This window comes from Bradyrhizobium sp. 2TAF24 (assembly GCF_052115025.1).
Taxonomy (GTDB): domain Bacteria; phylum Pseudomonadota; class Alphaproteobacteria; order Rhizobiales; family Xanthobacteraceae; genus Bradyrhizobium_A.
The window spans coordinates 174,135-190,766 of the sequence record NZ_JBFRFW010000009.1; the positions used below are offsets into that span (position 1 = coordinate 174,135).

The window sequence follows — 16,632 nt, forward strand, 5'->3', positions numbered from 1 at the left end:
CATCCCCCCGCCGGGCGATATGCGCCCGTCTTCAGGGGACCCGTGACGATGCCAACCCTTAAAATCAATGGAAAAGACGTCAATATCGACGCAGAGCTGGAGATGCCGCTGCTCTGGGCCATCCGCGACTATGCCGGGCTGACCGGCACCAAATACGGTTGCGGCATCGCACAATGCGGCGCCTGCACCGTGCATCTCGACGGCGAGCCGACCCGCTCCTGCAGCGTCCAGCTCGGCGACGCCGTCGGCAAGACCATCGTCACCATCGAGGGCCTCGCCGAAGGCGGCACGCTGCACCGGGTGCAGCAGGCCTGGGTCGACCTCGACGTGCCGCAATGCGGCTACTGCCAGAGCGGCCTGATCATGGCGGTGACGGCGCTCCTCAAGGACAAGCCCAAGCCCACCGACAAGGATATCGACGACGCCATCACCAACATCTGCCGCTGCGGCACCTTCGTGCAGGTGCGCGCGGCTATTCACGCCGCCGCGAACGCGTGAGGAGGGCGCCATGACACAGCATGTCACGATGTCTCCCGCGGTCAGCCGCCGCGCCTTTGTCATCGGCGCCGCTGCGCTCGGCGGCGGCCTCGCGCTCGGTCTCGACCTGTCCGCGGCCCATGCCGCCGACGGTGTCTCCGCCACCACTGCGCCGGAGGTCAACGCCTGGGTCGTGGTGCGGCCCGACGACACCGTGGTCGTCCGCATCGCCCGCTCCGAGATGGGCCAGGGCACGCTGACCGGCCTCGCCCAGCTCGTCGCCGAGGAGCTGCAGTGCGACTGGTCGAAGGTCACGACCGAATATCCGACGCCCGGCCAGAACCGTGCCCGCCAGCGGGTGTGGGGCGACTTCTCCACCGGCGGCAGCCACGGCATCCGCGGTTCGCACGATTATGTGCGCCAGGGCGGCGCCGCGGCGCGGATCATGCTGATCCAGGCCGCCGCCAACGCCTGGGGCGTGCCGGCATCCGAATGCAGCGCAGCCAACAGCGTCATCAGCCATGTGCCGTCCGGGCGCACCGTTACCTATGGCAAGGTCGCGGACGCCGCGGCCAGGCTGGCGCCGCCGACGGATATCAAGCTCAGGGATCCCAAGGACTGGACCATCGCCGGCAAGGGCCTCAAGCGGCTCGACACCGTCGACAAGACCACCGGGCGCATGACCTACGGTATCGACGTCAAGCTGCCGGGCATGCTCAGCGCGGCGATCAGGGATTGTCCGGTGTTCGGCGGCAAGCTCCGGAGCTTCGACGCCGCCAAGGTCACCGGCATGAAGGGCGTCAAGCAGGTGGTCAAGGTCGGCGACAGCGCGGTTGCGGTGGTGGCCGACAGCTGGTGGCACGCCAAGGCCGCGCTCGATGCGCTGCCGGTGCAATGGGACGAGGGCGAGCACGCCAAGCTCTCCAGCGCCTCGATCGCGTCCTGGCTCGCCGAGGGGCTCGATCCGGCGCAGCCGGCGTTCGTTGGCAACAGCAATGGCGATGCCAAGGGCGCGCTCGCCAATGCTGCGCGGCGGATCGAGGCGACCTACGCCTATCCCTACCAGAACCACGCCGCGATGGAGCCGCTCAACGCCACCGCGCTCTATACGCCCGAGCGCTGCGAGGTGTGGACCGGCACGCAGAACGGCGAGGGGGCGCTCGCCGCGGCGATCGCGGCCTCCGGCCTGCCGCCGGAGAAGTGCGACGTGCACAAGGTGATGCTCGGCGGCGGCTTCGGCCGGCGCGGCATGTCCGACTACGTCACCCAGGCGGTGCTGATCGCAAAGCAGATGCCGGGCACGCCGGTCAAGCTGCTGTGGTCGCGCGAGGAGGACATGCTCCACGGCCGCTACCATCCGGTGACCCAGTGCAGGCTGGTCGGCGGCCTCGACGCCGATGGCAATCTCACCGCGTTGCATCTGCGACTGTCGGGCCAGTCGATCCTGGCGAGCGCGCGCCCCGGCGCGTTGCAGAACGGCATGGATCCGGCGGCGTTTCAGGGCCTCGCGCCACGCGGTGAGGCAGTGATCGGCTACGACGTGCCGAACCTGCTCGTAGAGCACAGCATGCGCAACCCGCCGGTGCCGCCGGGCTTCTGGCGCGGCGTCAACATCAACCACAATGCGATCTATCTGGAGTCCTTCATTGACGAGCTGGCAGCGGCGGCGAAGCAGGATCCGCTCGCCTTCCGTCGCAAGCTGATGGCGGGCCATCCGAAGCATCTCGCGGTGCTCAACGCGGTCGCCGAGCGCATCGGCTGGGATACGCCGCCGCCGCAGGGCGTGTTCCGCGGCATTGCCCAGCACATGGGCTATGGCAGCTATGTCGCGGCCGCCACCGAGATCTCGATCACCGACGGCAGCAAGATCAGGATCCACCGTATCGTCGCGGCGACCGATCCCGGCCACGTCGTCAATCCGGCGCAGGTCGAGCGCCAGATTGCGGGCTCGTTCGTCTACGGCCTGTCGGCGCTGTTCTACGGCGAGATCACGCTCAAGAACGGCCGCGTCGAGCAGGAGAATTTCGACAGCTACAACTCGATGCGCATTGCCGAGATGCCGAAGGTCGAGACCATGCTGATGCCAAGCGGCGGCTTCTGGGGCGGCGTCGGCGAGCCGACCATTTGCGTTGCCGCGCCCGCCGTGCTCAACGCGTTCTTTGCCGCGACCGGCAAGCGCATCCGTTCGGTGCCCCTCAAGAACCACGACATCGTGTTCGCCTGACCACGCTGTCGGCCTGATCGCAACGCCGCCGCCGGAGATCTCTCCGGCGGCGGTTCCTTTTGAGGTGGGGGCTGGCCCCCTTTGCATTCTCCGGGGAGGCCATGGCGCAGCAAAATCCTTTCGCTGTCTGGGAGGCAGGCGCCAAGTCCTTGCTTTTGTCGCGCCGCCTCTTGCCGGATGTTCCGCCGCCGCCAAAATCAGCAAGATGACGGTGGGCGTGTCGCGTCCGCCAGTGCCTTGTGCCGAAGCCCTGCGGTCTTGCAGGCGGCAAACGGGAGATCAACAAGATGGGACTTCAACCCGCGACCCTCGAATCCGTACCGTTCGTGACCGCCGAGCTTAACTACATCGCGCCGATGGCCGCCAAGCCGCGGACCTATGCTTACGATCCGCCGCCGGGCGAGCCGAAGAGCAATATCGTCAGCGAGCCTCACAGCCTGCCGATCTTCGACGTCCGCAAGGCGGGGCACGACTTCTCGCTCGACCGCGAAGGCTTCGCGCTGCTGCCGCAGCCGACCGCGGTCAGGAATTTCGATGACGAGGACGAGATCCGCCGCGTCTACTATCCCGAGGTCGAGCGCTTCCTGCGGGCGACGCTGAAGGCTGACCGTGTCGAGATCTTCGACCACACCGTGCGCAAGCGCGTCGCGGGCGCCGCCGACGTGCGCGGCGCCGGGCCGCGCCAGCCGGCGACGCGGGTGCATGTCGACCAGACCGCGGCATCCGGACCGAACCGGGTGCGCGAGCACCTGCCGGAGCAGGCCGAGGCGCTGCTCAAGGGGCGGGTGCAGATCATCAACCTGTGGCGGCCGCTCCGCGGCCCGCTGCGCGACACGCCGCTGGCGATGTGTGATGCGACCACGGTGGCGCCACAGGATCTCGTCGCCTCCGACCTGATCTATCCAAATCGCAATGGCGAGAACTATTCGGTGACCTTCAATCCCAATCACCGCTGGTTCTACGTGCCGGAGATGCGGGTCGACGAGGCGCTGCTGCTGAAGTGTTACGATTCGGCGACCGACGGCCGCACCCGTTTTGGGCCGCACACCGCGTTCGTCGATCCGACGACGCCGGCCGACGCGCCGCCGCGCGAGAGCATCGAGGTCCGCACGCTGGTGTTTCATACGCATTGAGGTCGCTGCGGGCGCTATGCAATCGCGCGGTGGTCGTGTCCTCAGCGTCGGGGGTGTTGCAGAACTCGTCATGGCCGGGCTTGTCCCGGCCATCCTGCTTGGGGACGCAGTGCCTTCCTTATCGGGGTCGCCGGGAGACCTTAGTCCTCGCGATCCGTTAAAGACGGAGATAAGCCTGCTCCTGTTTGAAACGGACACTGCTTGATTAGGCGTTGCCCGTCGATGCCTCCAGCGCGACGGCCTCAGCTCACCCGCCGCTCCTGCGTCTCCCAGAACGGCCGGCGCAGCTCGCGCTTCAGGATCTTGCCGGCGCCGGACAGCGGCAGCGGCTTGTCGCTGATGTCGGCGCTGCGCGGGCACTTGTAGCCGGCGATGAGGGTCTTGCAGAACGCCAGCAGCTCCGCCTCGGTGACGCTGGCGCCGCTTTTGGTCACCACCACGGCGTGGACCTGTTCGCCCCACTGCTCGCTCGGGATGCCGATCACAGCGCATTGCGCCACCGCCGGATGCTGCGCGATCGCGTTCTCGACCTCGACCGAGTAGACGTTCTCGCCGCCGCTGATGATCATGTCCTTGACGCGGTCGACCACATAGATGAAGCCGTCGTCGTCCATGGTGCCGCCGTCGCCGGTATGCATCCAGCCGTCGACGATGGCGCGCGCGGTTTCCTCTGGCCGCTCCCAGTAGCCCATCATGACGTTGTCGCCGCGGGCGACGATCTCGCCGACGGTGCCGCGCGGCACCTCGTTGTCGTCGATATCGACGATGCGCACCTCGCAGCCGAGCGTGGCGCGGCCGGCGCCGCGATGGCGGCCCTTGGCGCGGCTGTCGCCGATGTGGTCGTTCCAGTGCAAGAGTGTCGCGATCGGCGATAGCTCGGTCATGCCGTAGGCCTGGGTGAAGTGCACATGGGGCAGGGCGCGCGAGGCGCGGTCGAGCACCGCCTCGCTGATCGGCGACGCGCCATAGATGATGTTCTGGAGCGACGACAGGTCGTAGTTCCCGAGCGCGGGGTGATCGACCAGCATCTGGATCATCGTCGGCACCAGCAGGACGTCGGTGATCCGCTCGTTCTGGAGCGCGGCCATCACCCCCTCGGGTGTGAAACCCTGAATCATGACATTGGTGCCGCCGCCGAGCAGCAGCGAATACATCGCCGCGCCGTTGGCGAGGTGGAACATCGGCGCCGCGTGCAGATAGGTGCAGCCTGCGGGAAACAGCCCCTCGCCGAGCGCGTTCAGCGCATTGGCCATCAGGTTGGTGTGGCTGAGCATCACGCCCTTGGAGCGGCCGGTGGTGCCGCCGGTGTAAAAGATGCCGGCGAGGTCGGCGCCGCTGCGCATCGCATCGGGGACCGGCGCGCTGGCGTCGAGCAGGGCTTCGTAGTTCGCCATGCCGGCGGGTGTGTCGCCGTCGTCGGCATAGATCAGCTGGAGGCCCGCAATGGCCTGCGCCAGCGCGGCGCCGGTCGCGGCGAAGGCCTTGTCGACCACGAGCAGGCCGGCGCGGCAGTCGCGCAGCGCATCCTCGTTCTCGACCGCGCTCCAGCGGATGTTGAGGGGAACGATGACGCCGCCGGCCCAGCCGGTGGCGAGATAGAGCTCGAGATAGCGGTCCGAGTTGAGCGACAGCACGGCGACGCGATCGCCGGCCTTGACGCCGAGCGCCTGCAGCGCGCCGGCGAGGCGCGTGACGCGCGCGCCGACCTCGCCCCAGGTGCGGCGGCGGCCGTTGCAGATGGTGGCGAGGCCGCCGGGATTGGTCTGGCGCGCGCGTCGCAGTCCTTGGGTGATGTTCATGGCTTCTCTCCCGATGTGATTGTGGGTGAACGCTTTCAGCGTTTCGTGTGTTGTTTGGTTGTGCGTGGTTTGCGTGGAGGCCTCACGGCGAGGCCGTCGGTGAGTTGCATGGCGAACGTCTCGCCGATGGCTTCGGGCGTCATCGTGCCGTCGCGCTTGTACCAGTGCCCGATCCAGTTCAGCGAGCCGGCGATCATGAATGCCGTCATCTTGGGATCGCACGGCGTGATCGAACCATCGGCGATGCCCTCGGTGATATAGCCGCGAAAAGTGCGGTCGATGCTCTTCTTGCCGGCGAGCACGATGTCGCGGTGCTTGGCGCCGAGATCGCGAACGTCAAAGCGTACCAGGCTGGCGCCGAAATCGGTCGCCATCAGCCCGCCATAGGCGCGCGCCATCTTGCGCAGCTTGTCGAGGCCGCTGCCGCCGGCAGCGTTGATCGCGGCCGTCGAAGTCTCGACGAGCTCCAGTCCCATCGCCCAGCACTCGAACAGGATCTCGTCCTTGCCGCGGAAGTAGTTGTAGAGCGCGGGCTTGGTGATGTTCAGCCGCTCCGCCACCTCGTTGAGCGTGGCGCGGTGATAGCCCTGCTCGAGAAACAGCTGCACCGCGGTGCGCAGCACCGCCTCGCGCTTCTCGTCGCGGGCGCGGCGGCGGCTTTCGAACGGCAGCCAGGGGGATTCGGCAGCAGGGGCGCGGGTGTCCATATCGATCATCTTTGGTGTGCGGCTTCGGGCGCATTGACAGGCCCGTCGGACCCGTATATTACCCACGGGTAAGAAAAAGTCCAGCGGGTCAATTTCGGGAGGTTCGCATGTCGTCGCATGTCCATGTTGTCGGGGTCGGCATGATCCCGTTCGCCAAGCCCGGCGCCAGCGCGCCGTATCATGAGATGGGGGCAGAGGCGGCGCGGCGTGCGCTCAGCGACGCCGGCCTCGACTACGGCATGGTCGAGCAGGCCTATGTCGGCTACGTCTACGGCGATTCCACCTGCGGCCAGCGCGCGCTCTATCCCGTCGGGATGAGCGGTATCCCGATCGTCAACGTCAACAACAACTGCTCCACCGGCTCGACCGCGCTCTATCTCGCGCGACAGGCGATCGCGTCGGGCGCCGCTGACTGCGTGCTCGCGCTCGGCTTCGAGCAGATGAAGCCCGGCGCGCTCGGCTCGGTGTACACCGACCGCCCCAGCGCGTTCGGGGAGTTCGACGCCGCTGCCGACAAGCTGGTCGACGCCGCCGGCATTCCGCTGGCGCTGCGCTACTTTGGCGGCGCCGGCCTCAGCCACATGCACAAGCATGGCACGCCGCTATCGTCGTTCGCCAAGGTGCGCGCCAAGGCCAGCCGCCATGCCGTCAACAATCCGCTGGCGCTGTTCCGAAAGGAAGTCACGGCCGATGACGTCATGAACGACCAGGTGATCTGGCCGGGGGTGATGACCCGCCTGATGGCGTGCCCGCCGACTTGCGGCGGCGCCGCTGCGATCCTGGTGTCGGAAAAGTTCGCTGCCAGGCACGGCCTGCGCCAGGACGTGCGCATCGCCGCCCAGGCGATGACCACGGATACGCCGTCGACCTTCGGCGCTGCCGACATGATGCAGCTCGTCGGCTATGACATGAGCCGCGTCGCGGCCGACAAGGTCTATGAGGCGGCCGGCGTCGGCCCCGAGGACATCGACGTGGTCGAGCTGCACGATTGTTTCGCCCACAACGAGCTGATCACCTATGAGGCGCTCGGGCTGTGCCCCGAGGGCGGTGCGGCGCGGTTCATCGATGACGGCGACAACACCTATGGCGGCCGCATCGTCACCAACCCGTCGGGCGGTCTCCTGTCCAAGGGGCATCCGCTCGGCGCCACAGGTCTTGCGCAATGTTATGAGCTGACGCGGCAGCTGCGCGGGACCGCGGAGCGCACTCAGGTGGACGGCGCGCGGCTCGCGCTGCAGCACAATCTCGGGCTCGGCGGCGCTTGCGTCGTCACCCTCTATGAGCGCGTCTGAGGTTCGCCATGGTTGATCAATCCGCGGTCGGGCACCGCTTCTCGGAGGTCGTCGCCCATGTCGAGCCCGGGCGGCTGCGTTATTTCTTCAACACGCTCGGCGAGACCAACCCTGTCTACCGCGACGCCGCGGTGGCGCAGGCCGCCGGCTACGCGGCCGTGCCGGTGCCGCCGACCTACCTGTTCTGCCTGGAGATGATGGACGCGACAAAGCCATTCGAATTTCTCACTGCGCTCGATATCGACCTCGCGCGCGTGCTGCACGGCGAGCAGATTTTCGCTTACTACGCTCCGGTGGTGGTCGGCGATACGCTGACGTTCCGCCCGCACGTGAAGAGCGTCACCGACAAGAAGGGCGGCGCCATGACATTGATCGTGGTCGAGACGGCGGTGACCAACCAGCACGGCGTCCATGTCGCCGACACCAGCCGCACCATCGTGGTGCGCAACGGAGGCAACGCATGAACGCGCTCGCCAATCCCGCGGTCGGCGACCGCGTCGTGCACAAGAGCTTTCCGCCGATCAGCCGCCACACGCTCGCGCTGTATTGCGGCGCGTCCGGCGACCACAACCCCATCCATGTCGACATCGACTTCGCCCGCAAGGCCGGCTTTGGCGATGTGTTCACCCACGGCATGCTGGTGATGGGCTATCTCGGCCAGGCGCTGACGGATGCGGTGCATCCTTCCAAGGTGCGCAGCTTCTCCACCCGCTTCGCCGCCATCACCCAGCTCGGCGCGCAACTGACCTGTGAAGGCCATGTCGCGGAGCTGACCGAGCACCAGGGCGAACGGCGGGCGCGTCTGACGCTGACGGCCAGGGACGAGGCCGGCGAGGTCAAGCTCGCGGGCGAGGCGGTGGTGGCGATCTAGCCGCGACAAAGGCCTCATCCTTCGATGACGGCGCGCCGCGCAACCTCCTCAGGATGAGGGTCTTTATTCCTCATGGCGAGGAGCCGCGCATCGCGCGGCGTCTCGAACCATGAGGCCATCTGCAGCGCTTCGACGCAAGACGGCTCGCGCACCCACGGACAACAATGCTGAACAAGGAAACACCATGACCAAACTCACCGGAAAAGTCGCCGTCGTCACCGGCTCGGGGCGGGGCATCGGCCGCGCCATCGCGCTCAAGCTTGCGAGCGAGGGCGCAAGGCTCGTCATCAACGATCTCGACGCTGCACCGGGGGATGCGGTGGCTGCGGAGATTGTCGCCGCCGGCGGCCAGGCGGTCGCGGTCAACGGAAGTGTGTCGGAGACCGGCTTCGCCGACCGCTTCATCGGCGCCGCGATGGAAAAGTTCGGCGGTCTCGATATCATCGTCAACAATGCCGGCTACACTTGGGACGCCACCATCCAGAAGATGACCGACGAGCAGTTCCAGGCGATGCTCGACGTCCATCTGGTGGCGCCGTTCCGCATCCTGCGCGCCGCCGCCGAGCCGATCCGAATCCTGTCGAAGAAGGAGGCGGAGGAAGGCCGCGAGGTGTTCCGCAAGGTCGTCAACATCTCGTCCATCGCCGGGCTCTACGGCAATGCCGGGCAGGCGAGCTATTCCTCGGCCAAGGCCTCCCTCGTCGGCCTGACCCGCACGCTGTGCAAGGAGTGGGGCCGCTACAAGGTCAACGTCAACTGCGTCGCCTTCGGCCTGATCAACACCCGCCTGACCCAGCCGATCGAACAGCAGCAGAAGACCATCGACGTCGCCGGCCGCGACATCAAGGTCGGCGTCCAGCCGCAGATGCTCGACGCCATGAGCCGCATGATCCCGCTGGGCCGCGGCGGCACGCCGGAAGAGGCGGCGGACGCGGTCTACTTGTTCTGCAGCCCGGAATCCAACTACATCAGCGGCCAGGTCGTCGTCGCCGGCGGCGGGCTGATCATTTAAGATGGCAAGTGCTGGTCAACAGCACGGGGCCTCATCCTGAGGAGGCGCGAAGCGCCGTCTCGAAGGATGACTGATGCGACGTGAGTGGCCTCATGGTTCGAGACGCGCGGCAGGCCTCGGCGGTGGCGGTGGTCATGCTCGAATGCCGCGCTCCTCACCATGAGGATTGTGGATCATCGTGCCGATGGGTGAACTGATCGGCTTTGGCTATCTGTTGTGATCGAGGAGTTCTCCCATGCCCTACCGCTCTCCGTGGATGACCGAGGAACTGGACGTCTTCCGCGACCAGTTCCGCAAATTCCTCGCCAAGGATCTCGCGCCGCAGGCCGAGACGTGGCGCAGGCAGAAGGTGGTCGATCGCTCAGCCTGGCGGGCGCTGGGCGAGATGGGGGCGCTGCTGCCGAGCGTGCCCGAGGCGTATGGCGGCCTCGGCGCCACCTTTGCGTATGACGCGGCGGTGTTCGAGGATATCGAGCGCACCGTCCCCGAGCTCAACAACGGCGTCACGGTGTCGAGCGGCATCGTCGCCCATTACATCGCCAACTATGGCAGCGACGAGCAGAAGAAGCGCTGGCTGCCCGGCATGGCGCGCGGCGAACTGATCGGTGCCATCGCCATGACCGAGCCCGGCACCGGCTCGGACCTGCAGAGCGTGCGGACCACCGCGCGGCGCGAGGGCAACGCCTATGTCGTCAATGGCCAGAAGACCTTCATCACCAATGGCCAGACCGCGGATCTCGTGATCGTCGTGGCGCGCACTGGCGGCACCGGCGCCAAGGGCCTGTCGCTGCTGGTGCTGGAGACCGCCGGCAACGACGGCTTCCGCCGCGGCCGCAACCTCGACAAGATCGGCCTGCAGGCCGGCGACACCTCGGAGCTGTTCTTCGAGAACGCGATCGTGCCGCCGGAGAACTTGCTCGGCACCGAGGAGGGCCAGGGCTTCGTCCAGCTCATGCAGCAGCTGCCGCAGGAGCGGCTGATCATCGCCATCGGCGCGGTGGCGGCGATGGAGCGCGCGGTGGAGCTGACCGCCGCCTATACGAAAGAACGCCAGGCGTTCGGCAAGCCGATCCTCGAATTCCAGAACACGGCCTTCAAGCTCGCTGAACGCAAGACCGAGGCGACCATCGCGCGGGTGTTCGTCGATTACTGCATCGGTCGCCTGATCGAGGGCGATCTCGACGCGGTGACGGCCTCGATGGCCAAATGGTGGTCGACGCAGAAGCAGTGCGAGACCGTCGACGAATGCCTGCAGCTCCACGGCGGCTACGGCTACATGCAGGAATATCCCATCGGCAACATGTATGTCGACGCCCGCATCCAGAAGATCTATGGCGGCACCAACGAGATCATGAAAATGCTGATCGCGCGGTCGCTGTGAGGGAGAGTGCTCACATGGCAATGGTTCTCACCGAGCGGCGCGGCGCGGTCGCCGTCATCACCCTCAACAATCCGGCGCAGTACAATGCGCTTGGCGGCACGCTGATCGCCGAGCTCAACGCGGCATTCGACGCAGGGCTGGCCGATAAGGACGTGCGCGCCATCGTGCTCACCGGAGCCGGCAAGGGCTTTTGTGCCGGCGCCCAGCTCGGCGGTTCGACCTTCGATGCGGGCGATCGGGTTGCTTCGCTGCTGCGTGACGAAGTCAATCCACTGATCGCCAAGATGCGCGCGGCCGCCGTGCCGGTCGTGGTCGCGGTCAACGGCCCGGCGGCCGGCGCTGGCGTCGGCATCGCGCTCGCCGGCGACATCGTGCTGGCGGCGCGCTCGGCGCGCTTCGTGCTGTCCTTTGTCAAGCTTGGCGCCGCGCTCGATGCCGGCACCTCGCAGCTGCTGCAGCGCTCGGTCGGCGTCGCCCGCGCCCGCGCGCTGGCGCTGCTCGGCGAGCCGCTCGATGCCGCGCGCGCCGAGCAGTGGGGCCTGATCTGGAAGGCGGTCGACGACGAGCAACTGATGTCCGAGGCGTTCGCGCTGGCGCAGAAATTGGCCGAGGGCCCGCCGATCAGCATCGGCCTCATCAAGAGCCAGGTCGAAGCCGCCTTCGCCGCACCACTGGCGACCGCCCTCGACGGCGAGGCGATCGCGCAGGCGAAGGCCTTCGTCACCGAAGACCTGCGCGAAGGCGCCGCCGCCTTCGTGGAGAAGCGCCCGGCGAAATTTTCGGGGCGCTAGCGTTTGGCTGTGGTGGCATGAGGTCTGTGCCGTTCCCCTCATCCTGAGGAGCCTGCGGAGCAGGCGTCTCGAAGGATGAGGCCCGGGCCTTCGTTGCAGATGCGCATCGGCCTCATGGTTCGAGACGCGGCCGAGAGGCCGCTCCTCACCATGAGGAGAGAGGCGCGGACGTGCGGTGTAGGCGTTTTCGCAACAAGCGTTGACGTATAGCCCAGGTGAACGAAGCGACACCCGGGATTCTCCGAGCATGCATGTTGGACGGCGTCCCCGCTACGCGGCGAGAGATCGCCTTCAGCTCCTCATGCTCGACACCACGATGCTGGCGACGTCGGAGTAGATCTCGACCAGCGGGTTGACCACCGGGTGCAGCGCGTTCTTCGACACCAGGCGATCGTGCAGCACGAGGTGGTCGATGCCGGTGGTGAGGAAGCAGGCGACGGCGTCGCGCGGCGTCTCGACGATCGGCTCGCCCTTGACGTTGAACGAGGTGTTGAGCAGCACCGGAACGCCGGTCAGCGCTTCGAACGCCTTGAGCAGCCGATAGAGCTCCGGATTGGTCTGTTCGCGCACGGTCTGCACCCGTGCGGTGCCGTCGACATGGACGATCGCCGGGATGCGGTCGCGCCATTCGGGCCGCACGCGCTTGGCGATCAGCATGAAGGGAGAATCCTCCTCGCCCTCGAACACTTCCCTGGCGCGTTCGTACAGCACGATCGGCGCGAACGGCCGGAACGCCTGGCGATGCTTCACCCGCTTGTTGAGGATGTCCTTCATCTCCGCGCGGCGCGGATCGGCGATGAGGCTGCGGTTACCGAGGGCGCGCGGGCCGAACTCGGAGCGGCCCTGGAACCAGCCGATCACCTTCTGCTCGGCGAGCAGTTTTGCTGTGTCGGCGGCGATGTCGGCGCTGCGGGTCGCTTTGGTCTGCACGCTGATCAGCGGCCGCTGGATCGCGGCATCGATCTCTGCGTCGCTATACGGCCGCCCGGTGTAGGCATGCTCCATGACATAGGCGCGCGGCTGCTGCAGCAGCGCGATGTGGCCGTAGAGCGCGCAGCCGATGGCGATGCCGTCGTCGCCGGCGGCCGGCTGGATCCAGACATTGTCGAAGCCGGCCTCGCGGGCGATGCGGCCGTTGGCGACGCAGTTCAGCGCGACGCCGCCGGCGATGCACAGGTTCTTGGCCCCCGTGGTCTCGCGCAGCCAGTTGGCGCGCGCCAGCAGCACCTTCTCGGTGTCGTCCTGCACCCGCCAGGCGACGTCCTCCCAGTGCGACACATGTGGGCTCTTCTCCCACGACTGGTCGCTGTCGAGCACGAACGGATGGTCGAGGTCGCGCGTCCATGGCGGCACCTCGAGCGCGCCGTCGCGCAGCTGCATCAGCGACCTGACGCGTTCGGGCCGGCCGTAGGGCGCCAGTCCCATCAGCTCGCCGCACTTGTTCCAGTCGCCGAACACATAGGTCGAGGCGCGGCTGTACAGCGCGCCGAGCCCGCGCATGTTGTAGAATTCATCGCTGAGGAAGCCGCGCTCCGGCTCCATCCACACCTTCTTCAGGCAGGTGAGCTCGCGCCCCCTGAAAGTGTAATAGCTCTCCGACTCGCGGGCGAGCGGGCCGGCAGCATCGGCGGGGTAGGGCTCCGACACGTCCGACTTGTAGCTGCCGACGCCGTCGACGATCATGATCGCGCCCTCGTCGAACGGCGAGGCGGCGAACGCGCTGAAGGCGTGGGCGAGATGGTGCGAGATCGACACCACCTTGGCCGAGGCCGACTGGAACAGCGGATGGGCCGTCGCGGTGGCGCGCTCCGGTTCCGGCAGGAAACCCGGCATGTCCTGATAGACCAGCCGCTCCTCCATCTCCGGCACCGGCAGGATGTAGCAGTTGCGCACCACCAGATCGACGTCGTCCAGCGTGATGCCCTCGGCATTCAGGCAGTAGTCGATCACCTCTTTATAGAAGCCGCTGGCGTGCTTCTCGCGGGTGATGCGCTCCTTGGCGATCGCCACCGCGATGGCGCCGTCGCGCAGCAGGCAGGCGCTGACGTCATGATCGTAGGTGTTGAGGCCGAGGACATAGGTGTGGGCTTTGGGCATGCGGCTTTCGTGGCGGAGGAGAGAGAATGCGAAGCGAACCGTCGGATGGGACGCTGCAGCAGCCCGTTCGGTTCGATCCTGGCGACGTGGCCGTGGTCTTATACGTGATCCGGCGCGGCCTGCCTGCTGTGCGACGCAGCAAAAACATCGCTGAACATGATGCGCCACGCCGACATTTCCCGATGTTGCTGCACCTCCTGATGTCGCTGCGTCGAACCGTCGCGCGTCATCCTGCGACCACGGTGTTATCGGTTGCGAAAGGAGCGGTGTGCAAGCGATTGCTTGACCCGTTAGGAGCGCGTCCGTATCCTGCCGCGGTTACGGGGACATTGCGCGAGTCTTATGGGCTCGACGTCGAGGCGTTGCCCTCGACCTGCCCGGCTGATGCGGTGCGCACCAGCCCGGCGCCTGAGAAGACCAGGAGAACATGAATGACCATTGCGAAGACCCGTAAACCTTTTCTGACACGCGCGCTGGCCGCCCTGACGCTGATCGCGATCTATGGCGCCAGCCTGATCGGCACCACTGCAGTGATGACGGCGGCCGGCACCACAGCGGCGGAAGCCCGTGGCGGCGGACGTGGTGGTGGTCGTGGCGGCGGCTGGGGTCGCGGCGGTGGCTGGCGCGGCGGAGGCTGGAGCCGTGGTCGCGGCTGGGGTCGCGGACGCGGCTGGGGTCGTGGACGCGGCTGGGGCTTTGGCCCGGGCTGTTTCTACAATCGCTGGGGCCGGCTGGTTTGCCCGTATTATTGATCTGACGTCGGCCGGCGCGGATCCGCGCCAGTGCCATCTGAAGTTTCGTGCGAGGTGCGCCGGTTCGCCGGCGCACCTCGTGCCATTTTTGTGTCGGGCAAATGCGTTGCCGGCGCGGGAGGGGCGTGCAGCATGAGGTTTCTCAGGTCCTCGACGTACCGATCTCTTCTGGAAATTATTTTCTCTTTTTAGTAAAATTATTAGAATAAATCATCTGTTTTTCGCCCTCGGCGAGCGACATCTGTCCTTATTTCCCTGCGGCAATGGACCGCAATCGCCCCCTCCCTTATTTACTAATCCTTGCAAGGGTTTAATGCGCATCGGGCGGGCTGGCCGTGTCCTCTCCAACGTTCATCGTCGTGGTTCTCGCCTTTCTGATCGGCCTCGTGTTCGGCTCGGTCGGGCTGCTGTCGGGCTTCTGTCTCAACAGCAGCATCAAGGACTGGCTGCAGGCGCAGGACGGCCGCAAGCTCCGCAGCTTCGCGCTTGCCGCCGCCGTCGCGGTGCTGGCGACCCAGCTTGCCGCCGCCACCGACCTCGTTGATCTCTCCAGGTCGATCTACCTGCAGCCGCAGTTCTCCGCGCCGCTGATGTTCGCCGGCGGCCTGTTGTTCGGCTACGGCATGATCCTCGCCAATGGCTGCGCCTCGCGCGCACTGGTGCTGCTCGGCCGCGGCAACCTGCGCTCGCTGGTGGTGGTGCTGGTGATCGCGGTGGTGGCGCAGATGACGCTGAAGGGCCTCGTCGCACCGCTGCGCATCGCGCTGCTGCAGTGGTCGCAGGCGACGCCGGCCTTCAATGCGCTGCCGGCAATCGCCGCCCATCTCGGCCTTGGCGATGGCGCCGCGCATGTCGCCGCCGCACTGCTGGTCGCGGTGCCGCTCGCCATCTTCGCGCTCGCCGACGCACGCTTCCGCCGCGCGCCGCTGCAGGTCGCCGCCGGTCTCGCCATGGGCGCGCTGGTGGTCGCCGGCTGGCTCGCCACCGGCTATGTCGGCGCCGACGATTTCAATCCGGTGCCGGTGACGTCGCTGACCTTTGTCGCGCCGCTGTCCGACACGCTGCAATACGTCATGCTCTCCACCGGCCTCACCATGAGCTTCGGCACCGCGCTGGTACCCGGCGTGATCGCCGGCAGCTTTATCACTGCGGCCTTGACCCGCGGCTTTCACGTCGAGGGCTTCAGCTCGGCCAATCACATGCTGCGCTCGATCGGCGGCGCCGCGCTGATGGGCTGCGGCGGCGCGCTCGCCTATGGCTGCTCGGTCGGCCAGGGCCTCACCGGCGTGTCGACGCTGTCGATCGGCTCGTTCGTCGCGGTCGCCGGCATTTTCGCCGGCGCGGTCGCGGGCCTGCGCGGCCGCCTGCGCGTGCCGGCGCTGCAGCCGACCTGACGGCAGCTCTTTCGCTTCAGCAACGCGCGCGCCCCGCGCGGCACGCTCATATGCGCTGGGTCAGGCCCTTCTGCGTCATCCGCCAGATCAGGAGATCGATGCGGTCCTGGCCGAAGAACGGCTCGCCCTCGAACACGAAGGTCGGCACGCCCCAGTGGCCGGACGCGGCATGGTCGCGCTCGTTGTCGGCGATGACGGCCTCATAGCGATCGGGATCGGCTGTGATCGCCGCATCGAGCGCCGCGAGGTCGAAGCCGGCGGCGGCCGCGGCGCGCGCCAGGTGGTCGCCTTCGGTCCAGTTGGCGACGCTGCCGTCCCACAGCACCGGCGCGATCGCCGCAGTGAAGGCGAGCGCGCGGTTGTCGAGCTGCGCCGCGGCGGCGAGGCGGGTCAGGCGGTGGATGTAGGGCTGTTCGGCTGCGACCTCGAGCGTCGCCATGTCCTGCACGATCGGATCGGGCCGCGGAAAGCGGAATGGGATGCCTTCGTAGTCAGCAACGCGCTTGCTGTCGCGCACCACATAGCGCGCGAACCGCGGATCGGCGCGTTTGAAGAAACCGGGCACCCGCACCGCGAGCGGATAGACCGGACGCAGCCGCACGTCGACGTCGTAGTCCTTCACCATGCGGCTGGTCTTGTGCAGCGCCAGGTAGCTGTAGGGACTGCGGAATGAAAAGAACAGGTCGACCGCGAACGGCATCG

Annotated in this window: 16 protein-coding genes; 12 read left to right on the plus strand and 4 right to left on the minus strand. The window is 67.1% G+C overall.

All coding sequences use genetic code 11. The annotated features are described in order from the left end of the window. Nucleotides 1-48 precede the first annotated feature (48 nt). From AB4Z37_RS16025 to AB4Z37_RS16035, 3 genes are all read left to right on the plus strand, one after another. Entirely contained in the window at nt 49-498 is a 450-nt protein-coding gene (locus tag AB4Z37_RS16025; RefSeq protein WP_441517733.1) for a (2Fe-2S)-binding protein, read from the plus strand. A 10-nt stretch (nt 499-508) separates the two neighbouring features. Beyond that, nucleotides 509-2,701, plus strand: coding sequence for a molybdopterin cofactor-binding domain-containing protein (locus tag AB4Z37_RS16030; RefSeq protein ID WP_441517734.1), 2,193 nt, complete (start codon nt 509-511; stop codon nt 2,699-2,701). 287 nt (nt 2,702-2,988) lie between these two features. Then, nucleotides 2,989-3,834 (plus strand): CmcJ/NvfI family oxidoreductase, encoded by an 846-nt coding sequence (locus AB4Z37_RS16035; RefSeq protein ID WP_441517735.1) that lies wholly within the window; start codon nt 2,989-2,991, stop codon nt 3,832-3,834. A gap of 242 nt (nt 3,835-4,076) precedes the next feature. Here the strand turns inward: AB4Z37_RS16035 and AB4Z37_RS16040 are convergent, their stop codons facing one another. Together AB4Z37_RS16040 and AB4Z37_RS16045 are read right to left on the minus strand one after the other, a co-directional pair. Beyond that, nucleotides 4,077-5,633, minus strand: a complete 1,557-nt coding sequence (locus tag AB4Z37_RS16040) for an acyl-CoA synthetase (RefSeq protein WP_441517736.1) — start codon at nt 5,631-5,633, stop codon at nt 4,077-4,079. 35 nt (nt 5,634-5,668) lie between these two features. Further along, nucleotides 5,669-6,349, minus strand: a complete 681-nt coding sequence (locus AB4Z37_RS16045; RefSeq protein ID WP_249122997.1) for a TetR/AcrR family transcriptional regulator — start codon at nt 6,347-6,349, stop codon at nt 5,669-5,671. A 98-nt stretch (nt 6,350-6,447) separates the two neighbouring features. Here AB4Z37_RS16045 and AB4Z37_RS16050 point away from each other — a divergent pair, with 98 nt between their 5' ends. The 6 genes from AB4Z37_RS16050 to AB4Z37_RS16075 all read left to right on the plus strand — a co-directional run bounded on the left by AB4Z37_RS16050 (nt 6,448) and on the right by AB4Z37_RS16075 (nt 11,687). Beyond that, the gene (locus tag AB4Z37_RS16050) at nt 6,448-7,632 is read left to right on the plus strand and encodes a lipid-transfer protein (RefSeq protein ID WP_441517737.1); all 1,185 of its coding nucleotides are present in this window, start codon (nt 6,448-6,450) and stop codon (nt 7,630-7,632) included. Nucleotides 7,633-7,640: 8 nt separating this feature from the next. Beyond that, complete coding sequence (locus tag AB4Z37_RS16055; RefSeq protein ID WP_441517738.1) at nt 7,641-8,096, plus strand: MaoC family dehydratase N-terminal domain-containing protein; 456 nt, start codon at nt 7,641-7,643, stop codon at nt 8,094-8,096. After that, nucleotides 8,093-8,503, plus strand: a complete 411-nt coding sequence (locus AB4Z37_RS16060) for a MaoC family dehydratase (RefSeq protein ID WP_441517739.1) — start codon at nt 8,093-8,095, stop codon at nt 8,501-8,503. The genes AB4Z37_RS16055 and AB4Z37_RS16060 overlap by 4 nt, the downstream gene beginning before the upstream one ends. A gap of 184 nt (nt 8,504-8,687) precedes the next feature. Next, nucleotides 8,688-9,515: an SDR family NAD(P)-dependent oxidoreductase gene (locus AB4Z37_RS16065; protein ID WP_211965397.1), complete on the plus strand. Its 828-nt coding sequence runs from the start codon at nt 8,688-8,690 to the stop codon at nt 9,513-9,515. A 235-nt stretch (nt 9,516-9,750) separates the two neighbouring features. Further along, nucleotides 9,751-10,896: an acyl-CoA dehydrogenase family protein gene (locus tag AB4Z37_RS16070; RefSeq protein ID WP_441517740.1), complete on the plus strand. Its 1,146-nt coding sequence runs from the start codon at nt 9,751-9,753 to the stop codon at nt 10,894-10,896. Nucleotides 10,897-10,910: 14 nt separating this feature from the next. Further along, nucleotides 10,911-11,687, plus strand: coding sequence for an enoyl-CoA hydratase-related protein (locus AB4Z37_RS16075; protein WP_441517741.1), 777 nt, complete (start codon nt 10,911-10,913; stop codon nt 11,685-11,687). A gap of 291 nt (nt 11,688-11,978) precedes the next feature. On the opposite strand, the gene AB4Z37_RS16080 is transcribed toward AB4Z37_RS16075, so the two are convergent. Continuing rightward, on the minus strand, nt 11,979-13,784 hold the full coding sequence (locus AB4Z37_RS16080; RefSeq protein ID WP_441517742.1) for a carbamoyltransferase family protein: 1,806 nt from the start codon (nt 13,782-13,784) through the stop codon (nt 11,979-11,981). A gap of 26 nt (nt 13,785-13,810) precedes the next feature. Here AB4Z37_RS16080 and AB4Z37_RS16085 point away from each other — a divergent pair, with 26 nt between their 5' ends. The 3 genes from AB4Z37_RS16085 (at nt 13,811) to AB4Z37_RS16095 (ending at nt 15,930) form a co-directional block, all read left to right on the plus strand. Next, the gene (locus tag AB4Z37_RS16085; RefSeq protein ID WP_441517743.1) at nt 13,811-14,215 is read left to right on the plus strand and encodes a hypothetical protein; all 405 of its coding nucleotides are present in this window, start codon (nt 13,811-13,813) and stop codon (nt 14,213-14,215) included. Then, nucleotides 14,216-14,536 (plus strand): hypothetical protein, encoded by a 321-nt coding sequence (locus AB4Z37_RS16090; protein ID WP_441517744.1) that lies wholly within the window; start codon nt 14,216-14,218, stop codon nt 14,534-14,536. Between the two features lie 335 nt (nt 14,537-14,871). Further along, the gene (locus AB4Z37_RS16095) at nt 14,872-15,930 is read left to right on the plus strand and encodes a YeeE/YedE family protein (protein ID WP_441517745.1); all 1,059 of its coding nucleotides are present in this window, start codon (nt 14,872-14,874) and stop codon (nt 15,928-15,930) included. Between the two features lie 46 nt (nt 15,931-15,976). On the opposite strand, the gene AB4Z37_RS16100 is transcribed toward AB4Z37_RS16095, so the two are convergent. Beyond that, complete coding sequence (locus tag AB4Z37_RS16100) at nt 15,977-16,630, minus strand: 2-hydroxychromene-2-carboxylate isomerase (protein ID WP_441517746.1); 654 nt, start codon at nt 16,628-16,630, stop codon at nt 15,977-15,979. Between the last annotated feature and the right edge of the window lie 2 nt (nt 16,631-16,632).